The following is a 16421-nucleotide window of genomic DNA, read 5'->3' as shown; positions in this document are numbered from 1 at the left end:
CCGGGCCCCGGCAGCGGGCAGCCCGGCGGGCCCGCGCGGGTGTTCCGTGCGGGCCTGCCGGGTGGCTCGGGTGGGAGAGGTTCGTCAGGCGTGGATGAAGAACGGTTCGGGGATGCCGAGGAGGATCTCGGTGCCGTCGGGGCGGTAGGTGTGCCATCGCCCGGCGTCGTCCCGGACTATCTGGAAGCCGTGGTGGACCTTGGTGTGGTGGCGTTCGCACAGCAGGCCGGCGTTCTCTTCGGAAGTGTCGCCGCCGTCTGCCCAGTGCACGAGGTGGTGGATGTCGCACCAGTGGGAGGGGGCGTCGCAGCCGGCGAAGACGCAGTGCTGGTCGCGGATCTCGATGGCGCGGCGCAGGTGGGGTGGGAACAGCCGCTTGCTGCGGCCGACGTCCAGCGGCTGGCCTTCGGGGCCGATGACGATGCGGGTGATGTTGCCGTCACAGGCGAGCCAGCGGGCCTGGGCGGCGGAGATGATGCCGCCGAACCCGGTGCGCCCGGCGCCCGCACCCGAGTGTGGGTCCATCAGGTCGGCGAGGTCGATGGTGACCACGACGTGGGGCTTGTGCCCGCGCAGGGTCGGCAGGGTGCCGGCGGCGAGCGCGTTGTCGGCCAGTTGGACCAGCGCGTCGCCGGCCTGCTGGGCGCGGGTGCGCAGGTCGCCTGCGGGGCGGGCGGCCTGCAGGATCGATTCGATCGCGGCCTGCATCTTCTCCCCGCCGATCGCGTCGAGGACGAACCGGCCGATGACCATGCCCTTGGCGTCGCGGCTGATGGTGAGTGACCGCTGCTCGGTGGGGTCGGGTTCGGGGCCGTCGGGGTCCAGCCGGGCCAGGTAGTGCCCGACGACCTGCCGCAGCTCGGCGTGCGGCCGGCCGGCGGCGACCTGGGTCAGCGCCTCGTCGACCGCGGCGAGGTCCACGCCCTGGGCTCGGGCGGCGGCCAGGTTCTCCGCCGACACCACCGGCGCGATCGCCGCCACCGCCTCGCCGCTCACCGCACCGGCGGCGGCCGCCGCGGCCAGCACCGGCAGCGCCTCCAGCGCCCGGCCGGTGCGCACCAGCTGACTCGCCGCGCCCTGGGGCAGCCGGTGGTGGCCGCGCAGCCACGAGGCCATCGACGCCTTGCCGTCGTGCTCCGGGGCCTGGGTCAGCTCCCCCTCCCGCACGGTGCGGGCCAGGTCGGCCTCCAGCACGTTCCGGGCCCGCAGCAGCGCGTTCGCCCGCTCCAGCACCGCCGGACCGAACAGCGGCTTCAGGTCCTCACCGGACAGCGCCCGCAGGGCACCGGTCAGGCACTCCAGCGGCGTCACACACTCGGTCGAACACATGTACGAATACTACCGCCACGCGGCAGCCCGCACCAGATGAATCCCCAGGTCAGACGCTTGTCCACAGGTGTCGAGCAACCCTTGACGCGGCTTCGGCCAGGAACTACGACGAGGCGGCTCAGCGGGCGTTGGTGCGGACGCGCAGGGTGATCGCGGTGCCGATGCCGAGCAGCACCCCGGGCACGGCCAGCCACATCGGCCAGAAGTGCACCGGCTCGGACACGCCGAGGCTGACCAGCAGCCAGATCGTCAGGTTGAGCGCGACGACGCTGCCCCAGATGGTCCAGAGGATCTTCAGCGGCAGCGGCAGGCCGGCCGGGCGGCGGGCCACCGTGGAGCCGGCCGACCGCGCCACGGCCGCCGCCCCCGCCACCGAATAGGCGGGCACGGACGGCGCCGACAGCACCGAGAGCTCCGTCGTCCGAGGCAGATCGGTGAAGAGCCGGTCGAGGTCGCCGTAGGTGACCGCTGCGAAGGCGTCCGCCAGCCGCCGGTCGTACTCCAGCAGGTCGAGGCGCCCCTCGTCGTGCGCCACCCGCAGCCGTTCCGCAGCGGCCGCGCGCTCGCGGTCGGAGACCCGGAGCTCGGGCGAGTGCGCCATGCCACCTCCGCTGGGATCGACGAGCGAGACCACATGGTCCCACTCGACCCCGGCCGACCGGAACCGCCGCCCGGCTCGCGCGATTCGGCAGTCCCCCCGCCGCTCCTGACCGTTCTGCGGCTGCCGTCCTGTGATCCCTCACCGCCTCCCGGCGCACATGCCACACGCGTCCCACGTGTCGGGGAGCATCAACGGCACGTTCCCCTTCACCCGGTAGACAGGTGGCATGGAGAGCACTGCCCATCTCGACCTCCGCGACGCCGTGGCGCCGCGGACGGCGGCGGTCTCCATCGAGATCACGTCCACCCCGGTGCTCAGCTACGCCCTGGCGCACAACGGCATCCCCGTCGTCCCCCGCCTGGCGCTGGTCTCCGACCGCACCGTGCGGGGCGCGACGGTCCGGCTGTCGGTCCGCGACGCCGAGGGCCCGATCGCCCGCCCGGTCGAGCTGGTGGCCGACCTCGAGGCCGGTCGCAGCACGGTGCTCACCGACGTCGGCCTGGTCATGGACCCCGCCGCGATGCTGCAGGTCGAGGAGCAGCGCCCCGGCGTCATCGATGTCGAGGTGCTCACCGAGGACGGCGACGAGCTCCTCGGCGAGGAGAGCCGCCCCGTGCAGGTGCTGGCCGCCAACCAGTGGCTGGCCTCTCCCCTGCCGCTGGCGCTGGAGATGCTCGCCGCGCACGTCATGCCCAACCACCCGGCGGTCACCGCCCTGGTCTCCGAGGCCGCCGACCACCTGGAGCGGACCACCGGCAGCGGCGCTCTCGTCGGGTACGCCGCCACCGCCGAGCGCGTCGACGAGGTGGTCGCCGCGATCGCCGAGACGCTGCGCGGTCGCGGCCTCCGCTACAGCGAGCCACCGGTCAGCTGGTCGGACCTCGGGCAGCAGGTGCGCACGCCGGGCGACGTCCTGACCTGGCGGGTGGGCACGCCGCTGGACACCGTCGTCCTCATGGCCGCGGCCCTGGAGCAGGCGGGTATCCGCCCGCTGCTCTGGCTGGCCGGTGGCGAGCGCGGCGGGGACGCACACGCGTTCCTCGGCTACTGGCGCGAGGAGCGCAGCGCCGAGTCCGCCGCCACCACCGACGCCGCCGGCCTGGTCAACCTGGTCGACCTCGGGCTGATCCGGCTGGTGGAGACCACCCTGCTCACGAGCATGGGCGACGCCGGCGCCGACCTGCACCAGCCCGCCTACAGCGGCTGGCTCACCGGCGAGCTGGACCGGATCATCGGCGTCACCGACGTGCACCGCGCCCGCCGCGACGGGATCGTGCCGCTGCCGGCGCGGGCCCGCGACGAGCAGGGCGTGCTCCAGGTGGTCGAGTACCGCGCGGCGGTGCACAGCGCACCGGCCCCGATCGAGGTGACGACGACGTCGCCGCGGCCCGAGGCGCCCGCCCGGGTGCAGCAGTGGAAGAACGCCCTGCTCGACCTCAGCCTGCGCAACCGGCTGATCAACTTCACCGACCGCACCGGCCTGACGCTGCACGTGCCCGACGCCTCGCTGCCGGTGCTGGAGCGCTTCGTCCACGACGGCACCCCGATCACCCTGCTGCCCGGCGACCAGCTCGCCGCCGTCCAGACAGAGCGCGGCCTGACCAGCGCGGCGGACCTCCCCGAGGCGCAGCTCGCCGATCTGCTCGTCGACCGTCGCGAGGTGCACGCCGACGTCACCACCGGCGGCTACCTGCCCCGGCTGCGCAACCTCGCCTACCGGGCGAAGACGGTGCTCGAGGAGACCGGCGCCAACAACCTGTACTTGGCGCTCGGCTCGCTGGTGTGGGAGCTCGACGGCCGGCCGCTGCGCTCGCCGCTGGTGCTCGTCCCGGTCACGCTGACCCCGCTGAGCCGCGCCGGCTCCTACCGGCTGGCGCTGGACGAGTCCGGCAGCAGCACCCCCAACTACTGCCTGCTGGAGAAGCTGCGCCAGCTGCACGGCCTCGTCGTCCCGACGCTGACCGAGACCGCCGACGGCAGCATCGACGTCGAGGCGGCGCTCGAGGCGATGCGGGTCGCGCTGGTCGGCCACGGGCTGCCCTTCCGCATCGAGGCGACCGCCGACCTCGCGATCCTGCAGTTCGCGAAGTACCGGCTGTGGAAGGACCTCGACGAGCACTGGGCCGACTTCGCCGAGAACCCGCTGGTGTCCCACCTGGTCCACCAGCCGACCGAGCCGTTCACCGACCCGGTCCCCGGCACCGGGGAGTTCGTCGACCTCGACGATCTCGCCGCGACGCTCCCCGCGGCCGCCGACGCCTCGCAGCTGCGGGCGATCGCGGAGGCCGATGCCGGGCGCACCTTCGTGCTCGAGGGCCCACCGGGCACCGGCAAGTCGCAGACGATCACCAACCTGCTCACCCGCGCCGTCGCCGAGGGCAAGCGGGTGCTGTTCGTCGCCGAGAAGCGGGCCGCCCTCGACGTCGTCTCGCGGCGTCTCGACGCCGTCGGCATGGGGATGTTCGCGCTCGACCTGCACGACAAGGGCAGCCGCGCCTCGATGGTGCGGGCGCAGATCCGGCTGGCCCTGGAGCACGCCGTCGCGGTCGACGAGCAGGGGTTGGCCGCCGACTCGGAGAACCTGCGCTCGGCCCGCCGGCTGCTGGCCCGGTACGCCGAGCGGCTGCACAGCGAGAACGCCGCCGGGCTCTCGCTGTACTCGGCTCGCACGGCCGAGCTCGCCGCCGGCACCGACGTCGAGCCGCTGCCGATCCCGCTGCCCTTCGTCGCCAACGCCCCCGCCGAGGTGCTCACCGCGGTGCGGCGGGCCCTCGCCCTCCTGCCCGAGATCGCCGACCTGACTCGGCCCTCGCTGCGCCATCCGTGGGCGTTCGTCGACTCCCCCGCGATCGACCTGCCGGCCGCCCAGGCCGCCGCCACCGCGGTGGACGACGCCGTCCGCGCGGTCGCGGCCTTCCCCGAGCTGGCCGGCGTGCTGCGGCACGCCCGCACGCCGGAGGACTTCGCGGCGCTGGGACACCTGCTCAGCGGCCCGCCGGTGGGCATCGACGTGCTCGACGAGACGTTCTCCGGCCGGTGGACGGCGGCGACCGGCGCGGCCCGTGGCGAGGTCGCGGCGTTCCTCGCCTTCCGCCACCCCGGCCTGGACCTCGTGACGCCCGGGGCGCTCGGCCTGCCGCTCCCGGAGATCTACGTGGCGGCGCAGACCGCGGCGGCCTCCTCCTGGTGGGGACGCCGGCGCCGGCTGACCGCCGTCCGCGACCAGCTCGCCGCCCACCTGCGGGTGGACGCGAAGGTGAAGCCGAAGGACGTCCCCGCGCTGGTGGAGAGCCTGTGGCGGGTGCAGACGGCGGTGCAGCAGATCACCGCCCGGATCAACGCGCTGCCCGGCCTGGCTGCCCCCGAGGGCTGGAACCCGTTCGTCGACCCGGAGCTGCTCGAGCGGCAGGTCACCTGGCTGCGCCGCGCGGGGCAGGCCGTCGACGGGTCCTCGCTCTTCCACGTGGCGCTGCGCAAGCTCATCGTCGCCGGCATCCCCGGCGACCCGACCGCCCCCGCGGCGGTCGCGCGGCTACACGACTCGGTCACCACCCTGCTCGCCGTCTGCGGCAGCAGCGCCGAGCAGCTGGGCGCGTGGGCCGGCGACGAGGGCTTCACGCTGCGCTGGTCGATGACCCGGCCCGAGCGCGGCACCGACGGCTCGGTGCTCATGTCCCTGCGCCGCTGGGTCACCTTCCTCGACACCCTCGAGCCGCTGCGCTACGCCGGGCTGTTCGACGCCCGGCGGCTGCTGGTCACCGGCGCGATCCCGGCCGACGACGCGACCCGGGCCCTGGACCGCGGCCTGGCGGTGGCCTCGGTGCAGGAACGGCTGGACGCCACCGGGCTGGACATGTTCGACGAGGGCGCGCAGGAAACGGCGATCGGCCGGTTCACCGCCGCCTCCCGCGCGGTGCGCGAGCACCTCACCGACGCGCTGCCGGCCTCGGTGCTGGCGCAGCGGCCCTTCGACGCCGCCTCCGGCGCCGGCCAGGTGGGTGCGCTGCAGCGCGAGCTGGCCAAGCAGCGGCGCGGGCTCGGCGTGCGCCAGCTGCTCGCGCAGTACGGCGAGCTGGTCACCGCGGTCATGCCGTGCGTACTCGTGTCGCCGGACTCGGTCGCCCGCTTCTTCCCGGCCGCCGCGGCGCAGTTCGACCTGGTGGTGTTCGACGAGGCCTCGCAGATCCGGGTCGCCGACGCCGTCGGTGCGCTCGGCCGGGCGAAGGCCGCCGTCGTCGTCGGCGACTCCAAGCAGATGCCGCCGACGTCCTTCCTCGAGCCGACCGCCTCGTTGTCCGGCGACGGGGCCTCCGACGACGTCGTCGAGGTGGAGACCGCGGTCGAGGACGAGGAGTCGATCCTCAGCGAGTGCGTGCAGGCGCGGGTGCCGCGGCACTGGCTGTCGTGGCACTACCGCAGCCAGGACGAGTCGCTGATCGCGTTCTCCAACGCCCAGTACTACGACAACCGGCTGTCGTCCTTCCCCGCGCCCCAGCACGGCCGGCCGTCGTCGGAACCGGACGGCCGCGGGGTCTCGCTGGTGCGGGTGCAGGGCACCTTCCACCGGTCCGGCGCGGGCCGGCTGCTGCGCACCAACCCGATCGAGGCGAAGGCGATCGTCGCGGAGATCCGGCGGCGGTTCGACGCGGTGCCCAAGTGGGAGGGCGTCGAGGCGGTGCCCTCGATCGGCGTGGTCACCTTCAACGCCCAGCAGCGCTCCTACATCGAGTCGCTGCTGCGCGACGCCGACGACGAGCGGCTGGCCGCCGCCCTGGACCGCACCGACGGCGAGGGGCTGTTCGTCAAGAACCTGGAGAACGTGCAGGGCGACGAGCGCGACGTCGTCTTCTTCTCCACCGGCTTCTCCCCCACCGCCGACGGCACGCTGCCGCTCAACTTCGGGCCTTTGAACCGCAGCGGGGGCGAGCGGCGGCTCAACGTGGCGATCACCCGGGCCCGCCGGCAGGTCGTCGTCTTCTCGTCCTTCGACCCGGAGCAGCTGCGCGCCGAGGAGACCTCGTCGGTCGGCATCAAGCACCTGCGCGCCTACCTCGACATGGCCGAGCGGGGCACCGACGTGCTGCCGCGTCCGGCGCGCGTCACCGCCGTCGACCGGCACCGCGAGGAGATCGCGGCCCGACTGCGGGACCGCGGGCTGGTCGTGCGCACCGACGTCGGCCTGTCGGAGTTCCGGGTCGACCTGTCGATCAGTCGACCCGTCGACCCGGAGACACCGGTGGCCGCGGTGCTGCTGGACGGGCCGGCGTGGGCGCGCCGCGGGACCGTCGGCGACCGCGACGGGCTGCCGGTCGAGGTGCTCGGCGACCTGCTGCGCTGGCCCGTGGTGGAGCGGGTGTGGCTGCCCTCGTGGCTGCTCGACCCGGAGCCGGTGCTCGACCGGCTGGTGGCCGCGGTCGACGCCGCGCCTGCCACGGCGCCCGTCCCCGAGCCGATCCAGCTGCCGACGGCGGCGCTCGAGTCGTTCAAGGGCGTGGCGGCGCTGCGCTCGTCGGTGACCGCGTCGGTGGCCGTCCCCGCCCCCGTGAAGCCGGCGCCGAAGCCGAGCAAGCGCTCGTCCGGGCCGGCCGGGCTCGAGGGCGAGACGGCGTTCGTGCCGTGGATCCCGAAGAAGGCCGGCGAGAAGTCGGTGCTCGACGAGCTGCCGGCGTCGAAGGCGGCGCGGGTGGTGCGCCGGGTGCTGACGGCGGGCGTGAAGGCGGAAGGCCCCATCCACGTCGACCGGCTGGCCAAGCTGACCGTCGGTGCCTTCGGGCTCACGCGGTCGTCCGAGGCGCGCAAGCAGATGCTGCTCTCGCTGCTGCCGCCGTCGGCCGTGGACGGCGACTACCTGTGGCCCGAGGGCGTGCGGCCGGAGACCTACGAGGGCTTCCGCCGGCAGGTGTCCTCGACCGACCGGGCGATCGACCACGTGGCGCCGGAGGAGATCGGCAACGCGATGGTGGCGCTCTGCCGCGCCTCCGCCGGGATGCGCCGCGACGAGCTGCTCACCCAGACCGCGGCGGTGTTCGGCCACAAGCGCCGCTCGGCGACGGTGACCGCTGTGATGGAGAAGGCACTGGCGCTCGCCGTCGAGCGCGGCAAGCTCACCGAGCAGCCGAACGGCGTCTTCACCGTCTGATCCACAGCGGGCAGCTCACCAGCGCATTTCCGTCAGTGGGGGGCGCGACGCTGCATTCGTGCCGCATCTCGACCTCACAAAGCCAGACCACGCCTACTTCTTCGGCTTCGCGCAGACCGACGGCAGCCACTACGCGGGCACGGGTCAACGAGGCCGCCTGACGATCGAGTTGTCCCGACGTGATGAGGCAGTGCTGCATTCGTTTTCCGGACTGTTCGACGTCTACTCGCGAGTGTCGTATCGCGAGCGCCTCACGAACTTCGGGGCGCACCACTCCGCGGTGTGGACCGTGTGCGATCTAGCCTTTCGTCGCGAACTCGTGGCGCTGGGCCTGCCCGCAGGGCGGAAGGCCACGACTGTCGCCCCACCGACCACGCCTTTCAGCGCGCGCGACTACCTGCGAGGTGTCATCGATGGCGACGGCAGTATCGGCTTCAGCCGGACGGGGCGACCCTTCATCGCCTTCGTGACGGCCAGCGAGCCGTTGGCTCACTTCTTCTGTTCGCAAGTACTTGCGGCCGTCGGAGCGCACCGCACTGCCAATCGAAATACGCGTGACGGCGTCTTCAACCTCATGGTCGCGGGAGATCCGGCCGCAGAGATGGCCGCGTGGCTCTATCCGGACGAATGCCTGGCGCTCGATCGGAAGCGCCAATCCGCAGTTCTCGTAGCAGCATGGACGAGACCTTCGGGCATGCGGGCACGACCCGAGTTCGGTGCTCGGCGATGGACTGCGGCCGAGGACTCCGAGGTCTTCGAGGGCTCGGTCCAACAGGCAGCCTCCCGACTCGGCCGTAGCGAGAGATCCGTGGCCATGCGTCGATTCCGGCTGCGCCAGTGCTGAACGACCCCCTCGAGAGGTACACAGCGGCCAAAGCTCATGAACCGACAGACTCCTGTCGCTGATCACGATCAGGCGCTCCTCACGCGACTCCTCGGCGAGTCACATCCGCCGCGCGTCTCGCCCGACCGCTGCGGGTAATGAGCTGCACGGTTCCGGTGGCACATGTTGACTGCACCGGCCGTACGGCATCCCTGACCGCAACCGAGCGAATCGAAAGGACGATGGAGAAGATCAACGATCGGCTGCTCAACTGGGCGTCGATCCTCGAGGACACCACCCGAGAGCAGGCCGAGCGCACCGCCTCGATGCCGTTCATCTATCCGCACGTGGCGCTGATGCCCGATGCGCACCTGGGCATGGGCGCGACGGTCGGCTCGGTCATCCCGACCCACGGCGCGATCATCCCGGCCGCCGTCGGCGTCGACATCGGTTGCGGGATGATCGCCGTCCGCACCCAGTTCACCGCCGGCGACGTCGCCGGCCGGAACCTGGACGTGCTGCACGAGCAGATTTCGCGCTCCATCCCGCTATCTGCCGGTCGGTACAACAAGTCGGTCCGCGAGACAGCTCCGCCGCGGGTCGAGGAACTGCGCGCCATGCCCGGTGTCGGCCAGGCCGACGACGTCGCGAAGAACTGGCCGCTGCAGCTCGGCTCACTGGGGGCGGGCAACCACTTTGCCGAACTGAGCCTCGACGAGGCAGACCGGGTCTGGCTGTTCCTGCACTCCGGCTCGCGGGGTGTCGGCAACAAGCTCGCGCAGAAGCACATCACGGTGGCGCGGGAGCAGTGCCGGCAGCGGCAGATCGAGCTCCCCGACCGCGACCTGGCCTACCTGGTCGAGGGCGAGCCGGAGTTCGACGCCTACCTGGAGGCCCTGCGCTGGGCCCAGCGGTTCGCCTACCTCAACCGCGAGGAGATGATGGACCGCTGCGTCGACCAGCTCGGTCGGTTCGTCGGCACCGAGGTCGAGCGGCACGAGACGATCAACTGCCACCACAACTACACCGAGCGCGAGACGCACTACGGGCGCGAGGTGTGGCTGTCGCGGAAGGGTGCGATCTCGGCGCGCGAGGACCAGCCCGGCCTGATCCCGGGCTCGATGGGGGCGGCGTCCTACGTCGTCTCCGGCAAGGGGAACGTGCCTTCGCTGATGTCCTCGCCGCACGGCGCCGGGCGCAACTTCTCCCGGTCGGCCGCCCGGAAGCGGTTCACGCGGAAGGATCTCGACGAGCGGATGACCGGCATCGCCTGGGGCCGCTCCGACGCCTTCCTCGACGAGCACCCGGACGCGTACAAGCCGATCGACCAGGTGATGGCCGACGCCGCCGACCTGGTCGAGATCCGGCACACCCTCCGGCAGATCGTCAACGTCAAGGGCGACTGACGGCCCGTCGGGCCGGCGCCGTCACGCGGGACAGCTCCTCCCCGCACAGTCGGTCTCTGCTTCCGTGGGGAAGCAGAGACCGACTGTGCTGGACCGCAGTACTGACGGGGCCGAGCCGAGCGGTGAGGATGCGCGTATGCCCCCGACGGTCGCCGACGTGTTCCGGGAGTACGCGGAGCACGAGACCGAGCGCTGGTCCGCGCTGACGACGGCGCTGCTGCTGGGTGCCGCGGACGACTGGGACGCCGGCGGCATCACCCGGACGGTCCTGGAGCCGTACGCCGAGGACCCGTCGGGCTCCGCGCTCCCGCTGCGGTTCGCCGCCGCCCTGCACCGGCTGGTCCTCACCGGGCGGGCGCCGGAGCGACCTCACCGCCCTGCCGTGCCAGACCAACGAGGTGGGCCGCGCCGTCGCCCTGCTCGCCGGGCTGGCCGCGGTGGCCGGCCGGACCGGCGAGCGGTGCGGCTGCTGGAGATCGGCGCCTCCGCCGGCCTCAACCTCTCGATCGACAGGTTCCGCATCGGCGACGTGTGGGGCCCGCCCCACTCGCCGTGCCGGCTGCCCGACCCCGGCTTCGAACTCGACCTCCCCGACATCCGGATCGTCGAGCGGGCCGGCTGCGACCGCGCTCCGCTGGACCCGCGGGGCGTGCCGGTGGTGTGGCACAGCATCGTCCGGCGCTACGTCGACCCGCAGGAGTGGCGGCAGGTGGAGCAGCTCACCGCCCGGCCCGGCGTCTGGCGGGTGTCCTTCGAGCACGACGCCGACGACAGCCCGCACGGCGCCGTGCCGCTGCGCCTGTTCGGCCCCGGCACCGACCCAGAGGGCGACGTCCTGGCCTACGGCAACGGCCACGGACCTCCGCTGTCCCCCGCCTGAGCGTCAGCCCAGGGTCACCGACCCGGTCCGCAGCGGGACCAGCTCCACCCAGGTGCTGCCCGGGGTCAGCAGCACCGGCAGCCCGTCCGGCCCGGTGAGGACGACGGGCGCGGTGGGCGACGCCTTCGTCCACGTCGCCGCCACCGTGCTCCCGCCGGTCGCGACCAGCGCCTCCCCCGAGCCGACCATGACGGTCTCGGGCACGGGGTTGCCGGCCGGGTCGCGGAACCTGGTGTTGACGACGTCGACCCGCAGTACGACGACGTTGCCGGCGCGCAGCTGAGCGCCGTCGGCCGCCGTCGCCGGAACCGTGCCCTCCGAGCGCAGCCACACGCCGTCGGGGGCGCTCCAGGTCCAGCTCGGGCGGCCGGTGCCGGAGAGCTTCAGGTGCACCGCACCCGTCGGAGCGCCCGCGGCGACGGCGGTCGGCGGCTGACCGGCCGGCGCGAACGCGAACTGCGGCTGCGGCGGCACCTGGTGCGCGGCGTCGGCCTGGGCGAGCATCGCGACCGGGTCGCCGACGACGTTGTGCGGCGCCGAGCGCGCGCTCGACCGGGAGAAACCCGCGGCACCGGCGTCCTGGCTGAGCACCTGGGTGCCGGTGTCGGCGATCGCGCGGACGAAGTCCGGACCACCGCCGGAGAACGCGAACAGGCCCTGCAGCGGGCCGGCGATGGCGGCGTCCATCGGGCGCACGGAGCGGATCGGCCCGATCTCGGCCGGGAGCGTGGAGTGGTAGACGGCGACGAAGCGGGTGATGCCGCCCTCGACGACCTGCTCCCACACCAGGTCGGCCTCGTTCAGGCCGCTCTGCGGGCGCGCGGCCGTCGAGTTCTCCACCTTCACCGCGAGCGCCGGCCGCTGCGGCGGCGCCTCGACCTCGACGCCGGTGAGCGGCCACGGCACCAGCACCGGCGGGGGCGGCTCGGGCGCGGCCGCGGTCGTGGTCGTCGGCTCCGGCGCGGACGACGAGCCGCCCGCTCCGCAGGCCACCACGACCACCACGGCGGCGACCCCGGCGAAGGTCCCGGCTGCGGCGAGGCCGAGCCGGCGACGGGTGAGGATCCGCTGAGGCATGGGTGCTCCTCTGTCGCCGGCGGGGCAGGACCGCCCGCCGGGCGGGCTCGCCGTCACCCTAGGGCGGCCATCCTCCTCGCGGCCCGACCGCCACGCAGCGGGTTCAGGTGCGGGCCACCGCGAGCAGGGTGACGTCGTCGGTGCCCGGCGGGGCGAGCGCGGCGAGGACGGCGTCGAGCAGCGCCTCGGCCCCGGCGGGCCCCTCGGCGACGACCGCCTGCAGCGCGTCCAGGCCCTCCTGCAGCCCGCCGGGCAGCCGCTCGACCAGTCCGTCGCTGAACAGCAGCAGCCGGTCGTCGCCCGCCATCGTCAGCCGGGTCTGCTCGTAGGCGGGGGCGTCGAGCACACCCAGCGCCGGGCCACGCCCGCCCAGCACGAACTCGGCGCCGTCCGCGTGCGCGTGCAGCACCGGCAGGTGCCCTGCGCTGGCGACGACGACGTCCCCGTTGCCCGGGTCCAGCTCCGCGACGACGACCGTGGCCATCTCCCCCGGAAGCAGCGCGCCGGTGACCTCGTTGAGCATGCCGAGCGCCGCCGCCGGCCCCTCGGCCCGCAGCAGGTGCGCCCGCAGCGCGTGCCGGAGCTGCGCGGTGACCGCGGCCGCGGCCAGCCCGTGCCCCGCGACGTCGCCGAGCACGACGGCGACCGTCCCGCCGGGCAGCGGCACGAGGTCGTACCAGTCCCCGCCGACGACGTCCTCGGCACTGGGCAGGTACCGGGCGGCCAGCGCGACGCCGGGCACCTTCGGCAGCTCCTCCAGCAGCAGCGTGCGCTGCAGCGCCCCGGCGAGCCGGTTGTCCTCCTCGGACCTGTTGAGCGTGGCCGCGACGAGGTGGCTGGCCAGCGAACGGGCGGCGGCCACCTCGTGCTCCCGCCACGGCCGCGAGGTGCCGCGCACCGTCTCGCTCCACGCGGCGAACGAGCGGCGCGGGCTCAGCCGCGGACCGGCGTCGGTCTGCTCGACCTTGCCCGCGTGGGGGTTGCCGCCCCAGGTCACCTCGCGCAACGTCTCGGGCCGGAACCACGCCAGGAAGTCACCACCACCCACCGGGACCGCGAGCACGCCGCTGGCGGTGCCCGCGAGGTCGGCGGCGTCGGGCACCACGCGGGCCACCGAGTCCACGGCGGTGACGTCGGCGTCGAGCAGCGCACCGACGAGGCCGGGCACGCGGTCGGCGGGCGGGGTACTGCCCAGCAGGTGCAGCCGCCCGCCGAGCCGGAGCGCGGCCCCGGACGCCGGCACCAGGTCCAGCAGGGTCACTGCCTGCTCGGTCAGCGCCGCCCCGAGCGCGCGGGGCGTGCGACCGATGGCCGCGGCCAGCTCGGCGGCGCGCTGGGCGACGTCGACCACACCCTCCTGTTCGTCGGCGGCCACCGTGGTGCGCAGCAGCAGCGACGCGGTGCGGCCGAGGAACTCCGCCGCGGTGCGGTCGGCGTAGGAGGGGCGGTGCGGACCGGCGTAGTGGTGGCAGGAGATGAGGCCCCACAGCTTCCCGCGGTCGATGAGCGAGACCGACATGGACGAGACGACGCCCATGTTGGCCAGGTACTCCAGGTGCACCGGGGAGACGCTGCGCAGCATGGCGCCGGAGAGGTCCAACGGCCGGCCGGTGCGCGGGTCGACCGCCGGCTCCAGCGGCACCGGGCGGTAGCCGGCGTCGGGGATCAGCCGCAGCCAATTGGTGGTGTACAGCTCGCGGGCCTGAGCGGGGATGTCGCTGGCCGGGTACCGCAGGCCGAGGAACGGCTCGAGGTCCTCCCGGCGGTCCTCGGCGATCACCTCGCCGTTCCAGGCGGCGTCGAAGCGGTAGACCATCACCCGGTCGAAGCCGGTCACGTCGCGGACGTCCCGGGCCAAGGTGGCGCCGAGCTCCTCCAGCGTGGTGGCCGCCGAGAGCCGCTGGAGCACCGACGGCAGCCGGCGGTGCCAGGCCGCGCCGGCCTGCTCGGCGCCGGCGACCGGCTCCCATTCGGTGAGCAGCAGCCCGTCGCGGCGGTGCAGGACGAGGTCGACCTCGGTGCCCGCGACGGTCAGCCGCACCGGGTTGATCTCGGCCAGGTCGCCGGCGAGCCCCTCCCGCACGCGCGCGGCGGCGTCGTCGTCCAGCAGCTCGCCGAGGGCGCGCACCGGCCGGCCGAACAGCGCCTCGGCGTTCGCGGACGCGACGACGACGTCGAGGCCCGGCTCGGACACCGCGAGCAGCACGCCGTGCGGCTGGACCGCCCCGGGGATCGCGATCGGCTCGTCGGCGGAGCGCTGCAGGGCCTCGTCGTCCACCAGCTCGGTCATCGAGGCGACGCTACGGGGCGGCGTCACCTCGTGCGATGCGGGTCGGGATCTCGTCGACCGAGCCCACGAGCGGCACGTACGCGCCGAGGTCGAGCAGGTCGACGGTCAGCCGCACCGGACGGTTGGTCGGCGGGCAGACGACGTAGAGCGCGACGTCCGCGGCGGCGGCCTGGCGGGCGACCACCAGCAGGGTGCGGGCGCCGGAGGAGTCGAGGAACGTGGTGGGGGTCAGGTCGACGACCAGCTCGCCCGCCGAACCGTCGAGGACCTCGGCGGCGGCCGCCTCGAGCCGCGGCGCGGTCGCCAGATCCAGCTCACCCCGTACGGTGAGGGCGGGACGGCCGGCGACGGTCTGCCGCTCAACGTCGAACACCGCGCACCGCCCTCCCCCCTCGTCGTCGCGGTCGAGGGTAGGACATGCGGCTCCGAGGAGGATGAACTGCCGTGGACCTCTCGTTCAGCGTCCGTCTTCCGAGGGACGCTCGCAGCCTGCCGCTGCTGCGCGGGCTGGTCCGGCAGGCCATGGAGCACCTCGAGGTCCCGGCGCAGACGGTCGAGGAGATCGTGCTGGCGCTCACCGAGGCCTCGGCGAACGTCATCCAGCACGCCGGCGAGCACGAGGAGTACCAGGTCGACGTCGCGATCACCGACGCGCTGTGCCGGATCAGCGTGCTCGACGAGGGCCACGGCTTCGACCTGGAGAAGGCGCGCGCGCCCGAGGGCTCGCCGCTGGAGGCCGGCCGCGGGCTGGTGCTCATGCAGGCGCTCGTCGACGACCTGCAGTTCGTGCGCGCCGAGGACGGCCGGCACCGCGTCGTCCTGGAGAAGCGGCTCCGGGCCCGCGACGAGGCTCAGAGCTCGGGCACGCACGCTCCCTGACCGAGCGCGACCAGGCCGGCGAGGTCGCCGGAGGCGAAGTCGAGCGTCGCGCCGGCCTGCGGGTACATCAGCTGGGTCTGGTCGTCCACGTGGGCGAGGCCGACGAGGTGGCCGATCTCGTGAAGGACGACCGCGCGGGCGACGGCCCACCCCTCGGGCCAGGCGAGCATCTCCTCGAAGTCGGCGGCGTCCAGGGTCACCGAGCCGGTCACGTAGATGCTCGGCCGCCCCGGCGCGGCCAGCCGGGTGCTGCCCGCCATCCCGGCGGCGGTGATCAGGTCGGGGTTCTCCTCCGCGGTCTCCCAGGTGACCAGCACCGGGGCCCAGCGGTCGCCGTACCGGTCGGGCTGGAACGGCTCCCGCTCCCGCGAGGGCGGCTCGTCGGTCTCGCCGTCGTCCACGAACTGCAGCCCGGTGATGGCGCTGACCCGGTCGAAGGCCTCGCCCAGCAGCCGGTCGACGCCGTCCGGGGCGCCTTCGGGGTTCACCACGTAGCGGATCGGCCGGCACGGGTCGTAGGCGATCGGCTCGTCCGAGCCCGGCTGGGTCGCGACGTAGGCGAACGTGCCGCCGTCGGCGGGCGCCTCCATCGGCGTGCCGAGCGGTTCGGACTGCGCGTCGGCTCCCGGCGCCGGGCGGGTGCCGTCCGCCGACGGGACGGCGCGGCCGCCGAGCAGCCCCTCCCGGTCGACGAGGAAGACAGCGCCGACCGCCACCGCCACCACGACGAGCGCGGTCAGCCAGCGCCGGGCGCGCGACCGACGCCAGCGCCCGGAGGGCGGCTCCCCCGGTGACCAGGCGCGGAAAGGCTCGGCCTGGACCGGTCGCCCGGCGGCCTCGTCCAGGACCCACTGCGGGATGCGGCCGGTGGGGGACGCGGGCATCGGGCGGCCGCGCCCGAGTTCCGGCTCCTGCACCATCCCGCCCGTCCCGTCGTCGACCGGCCTCCAGCATCCACGACCGCGGCCTGGGGCGCCGTCACCGCTCACTCCGTCGG

At 74.0% G+C, this 16421-nt stretch carries 11 protein-coding genes; 5 read left to right on the top strand and 6 right to left on the bottom strand.

Features of this window, described 5'->3' with window-relative positions; genetic code table 11:
- Nucleotides 1-84: 84 nt before the first annotated feature.
- A complete protein-coding gene (locus A6V29_RS07975; RefSeq protein ID WP_137159815.1) occupies nucleotides 85-1329 on the bottom strand; it encodes an HNH endonuclease signature motif containing protein in 1245 nt (414 codons plus the stop codon).
- A 118-nt stretch (nucleotides 1330-1447) separates the two neighbouring features.
- Nucleotides 1448-1930, bottom strand: coding sequence for a DUF1707 SHOCT-like domain-containing protein (locus A6V29_RS07970; protein WP_137159814.1), 483 nt, complete (start codon nucleotides 1928-1930; stop codon nucleotides 1448-1450).
- A 226-nt stretch (nucleotides 1931-2156) separates the two neighbouring features.
- On the opposite strand from A6V29_RS07970, the gene proA reads away from it, so the two are divergent.
- The 4 genes from proA (at nucleotide 2157) to A6V29_RS07950 (ending at nucleotide 11178) form a co-directional block, all read left to right on the top strand.
- Nucleotides 2157-8069 (top strand): anti-phage protein ProA, encoded by a 5913-nt coding sequence (gene proA, locus A6V29_RS07965; RefSeq protein WP_137159813.1) that lies wholly within the window; start codon nucleotides 2157-2159, stop codon nucleotides 8067-8069.
- Nucleotides 8070-8127: 58 nt separating this feature from the next.
- A complete protein-coding gene (locus tag A6V29_RS07960) occupies nucleotides 8128-8913 on the top strand; it encodes an LAGLIDADG family homing endonuclease (protein ID WP_137159812.1) in 786 nt (261 codons plus the stop codon).
- A gap of 221 nt (nucleotides 8914-9134) precedes the next feature.
- The gene (locus tag A6V29_RS07955) at nucleotides 9135-10298 is read left to right on the top strand and encodes an RtcB family protein (protein WP_137159811.1); all 1164 of its coding nucleotides are present in this window, start codon (nucleotides 9135-9137) and stop codon (nucleotides 10296-10298) included.
- 136 nt (nucleotides 10299-10434) lie between these two features.
- A complete protein-coding gene (locus A6V29_RS07950; protein WP_137159810.1) occupies nucleotides 10435-11178 on the top strand; it encodes a DUF2332 family protein in 744 nt (247 codons plus the stop codon).
- Nucleotides 11179-11181: 3 nt separating this feature from the next.
- Here the strand turns inward: A6V29_RS07950 and A6V29_RS07945 are convergent, their stop codons facing one another.
- The 3 genes from A6V29_RS07945 to A6V29_RS07935 form a co-directional block, all read right to left on the bottom strand.
- A complete protein-coding gene (locus A6V29_RS07945; protein ID WP_137159809.1) occupies nucleotides 11182-12255 on the bottom strand; it encodes a DUF3048 domain-containing protein in 1074 nt (357 codons plus the stop codon).
- Nucleotides 12256-12358: 103 nt separating this feature from the next.
- Nucleotides 12359-14545 (bottom strand): SpoIIE family protein phosphatase, encoded by a 2187-nt coding sequence (locus A6V29_RS07940; RefSeq protein WP_137159808.1) that lies wholly within the window; start codon nucleotides 14543-14545, stop codon nucleotides 12359-12361.
- A 10-nt stretch (nucleotides 14546-14555) separates the two neighbouring features.
- Nucleotides 14556-14918: an STAS domain-containing protein gene (locus A6V29_RS07935; protein ID WP_170977754.1), complete on the bottom strand. Its 363-nt coding sequence runs from the start codon at nucleotides 14916-14918 to the stop codon at nucleotides 14556-14558.
- A gap of 71 nt (nucleotides 14919-14989) precedes the next feature.
- Between A6V29_RS07935 and A6V29_RS07930 the strand changes: the two genes are divergently transcribed.
- Nucleotides 14990-15424, top strand: coding sequence for an ATP-binding protein (locus tag A6V29_RS07930; protein ID WP_137159806.1), 435 nt, complete (start codon nucleotides 14990-14992; stop codon nucleotides 15422-15424).
- Here A6V29_RS07930 and A6V29_RS07925 read toward each other — a convergent pair.
- Complete coding sequence (locus tag A6V29_RS07925; protein WP_212719126.1) at nucleotides 15397-16344, bottom strand: matrixin family metalloprotease; 948 nt, start codon at nucleotides 16342-16344, stop codon at nucleotides 15397-15399. The genes A6V29_RS07930 and A6V29_RS07925 overlap by 28 nt on opposite strands.
- Nucleotides 16345-16421 lie beyond the last annotated feature (77 nt).

The sequence above is a fragment of the Blastococcus sp. CCUG 61487 genome (assembly GCF_005222955.1).
GTDB lineage: Bacteria > Actinomycetota > Actinomycetes > Mycobacteriales > Geodermatophilaceae > Blastococcus.
The sequence above is the reverse complement of the archived record's forward strand: the minus strand, read 5'-3'. Positions and strand labels throughout refer to the sequence as shown.

What these genes read in the sequence shown, in the direction of transcription:
- A6V29_RS07975 (WP_137159815.1), bottom strand. Translation starts at nt 1,329, where the DNA reads ATGTGTTCGACCGAGTGTGTGACGCCGCTGGAGTGCCTGACCGGTGCC.
- A6V29_RS07970 (WP_137159814.1), bottom strand. Translation starts at nt 1,930, where the DNA reads ATGGCGCACTCGCCCGAGCTCCGGGTCTCCGACCGCGAGCGCGCGGCC.
- proA (WP_137159813.1), top strand. Translation starts at nt 2,157, where the DNA reads ATGGAGAGCACTGCCCATCTCGACCTCCGCGACGCCGTGGCGCCGCGG.
- A6V29_RS07955 (WP_137159811.1), top strand. Translation starts at nt 9,135, where the DNA reads ATGGAGAAGATCAACGATCGGCTGCTCAACTGGGCGTCGATCCTCGAG.
- A6V29_RS07950 (WP_137159810.1), top strand. Translation starts at nt 10,435, where the DNA reads ATGCCCCCGACGGTCGCCGACGTGTTCCGGGAGTACGCGGAGCACGAG.
- A6V29_RS07945 (WP_137159809.1), bottom strand. Translation starts at nt 12,255, where the DNA reads ATGCCTCAGCGGATCCTCACCCGTCGCCGGCTCGGCCTCGCCGCAGCC.
- A6V29_RS07940 (WP_137159808.1), bottom strand. Translation starts at nt 14,545, where the DNA reads ATGACCGAGCTGGTGGACGACGAGGCCCTGCAGCGCTCCGCCGACGAG.
- A6V29_RS07925 (WP_212719126.1), bottom strand. Translation starts at nt 16,344, where the DNA reads ATGGTGCAGGAGCCGGAACTCGGGCGCGGCCGCCCGATGCCCGCGTCC.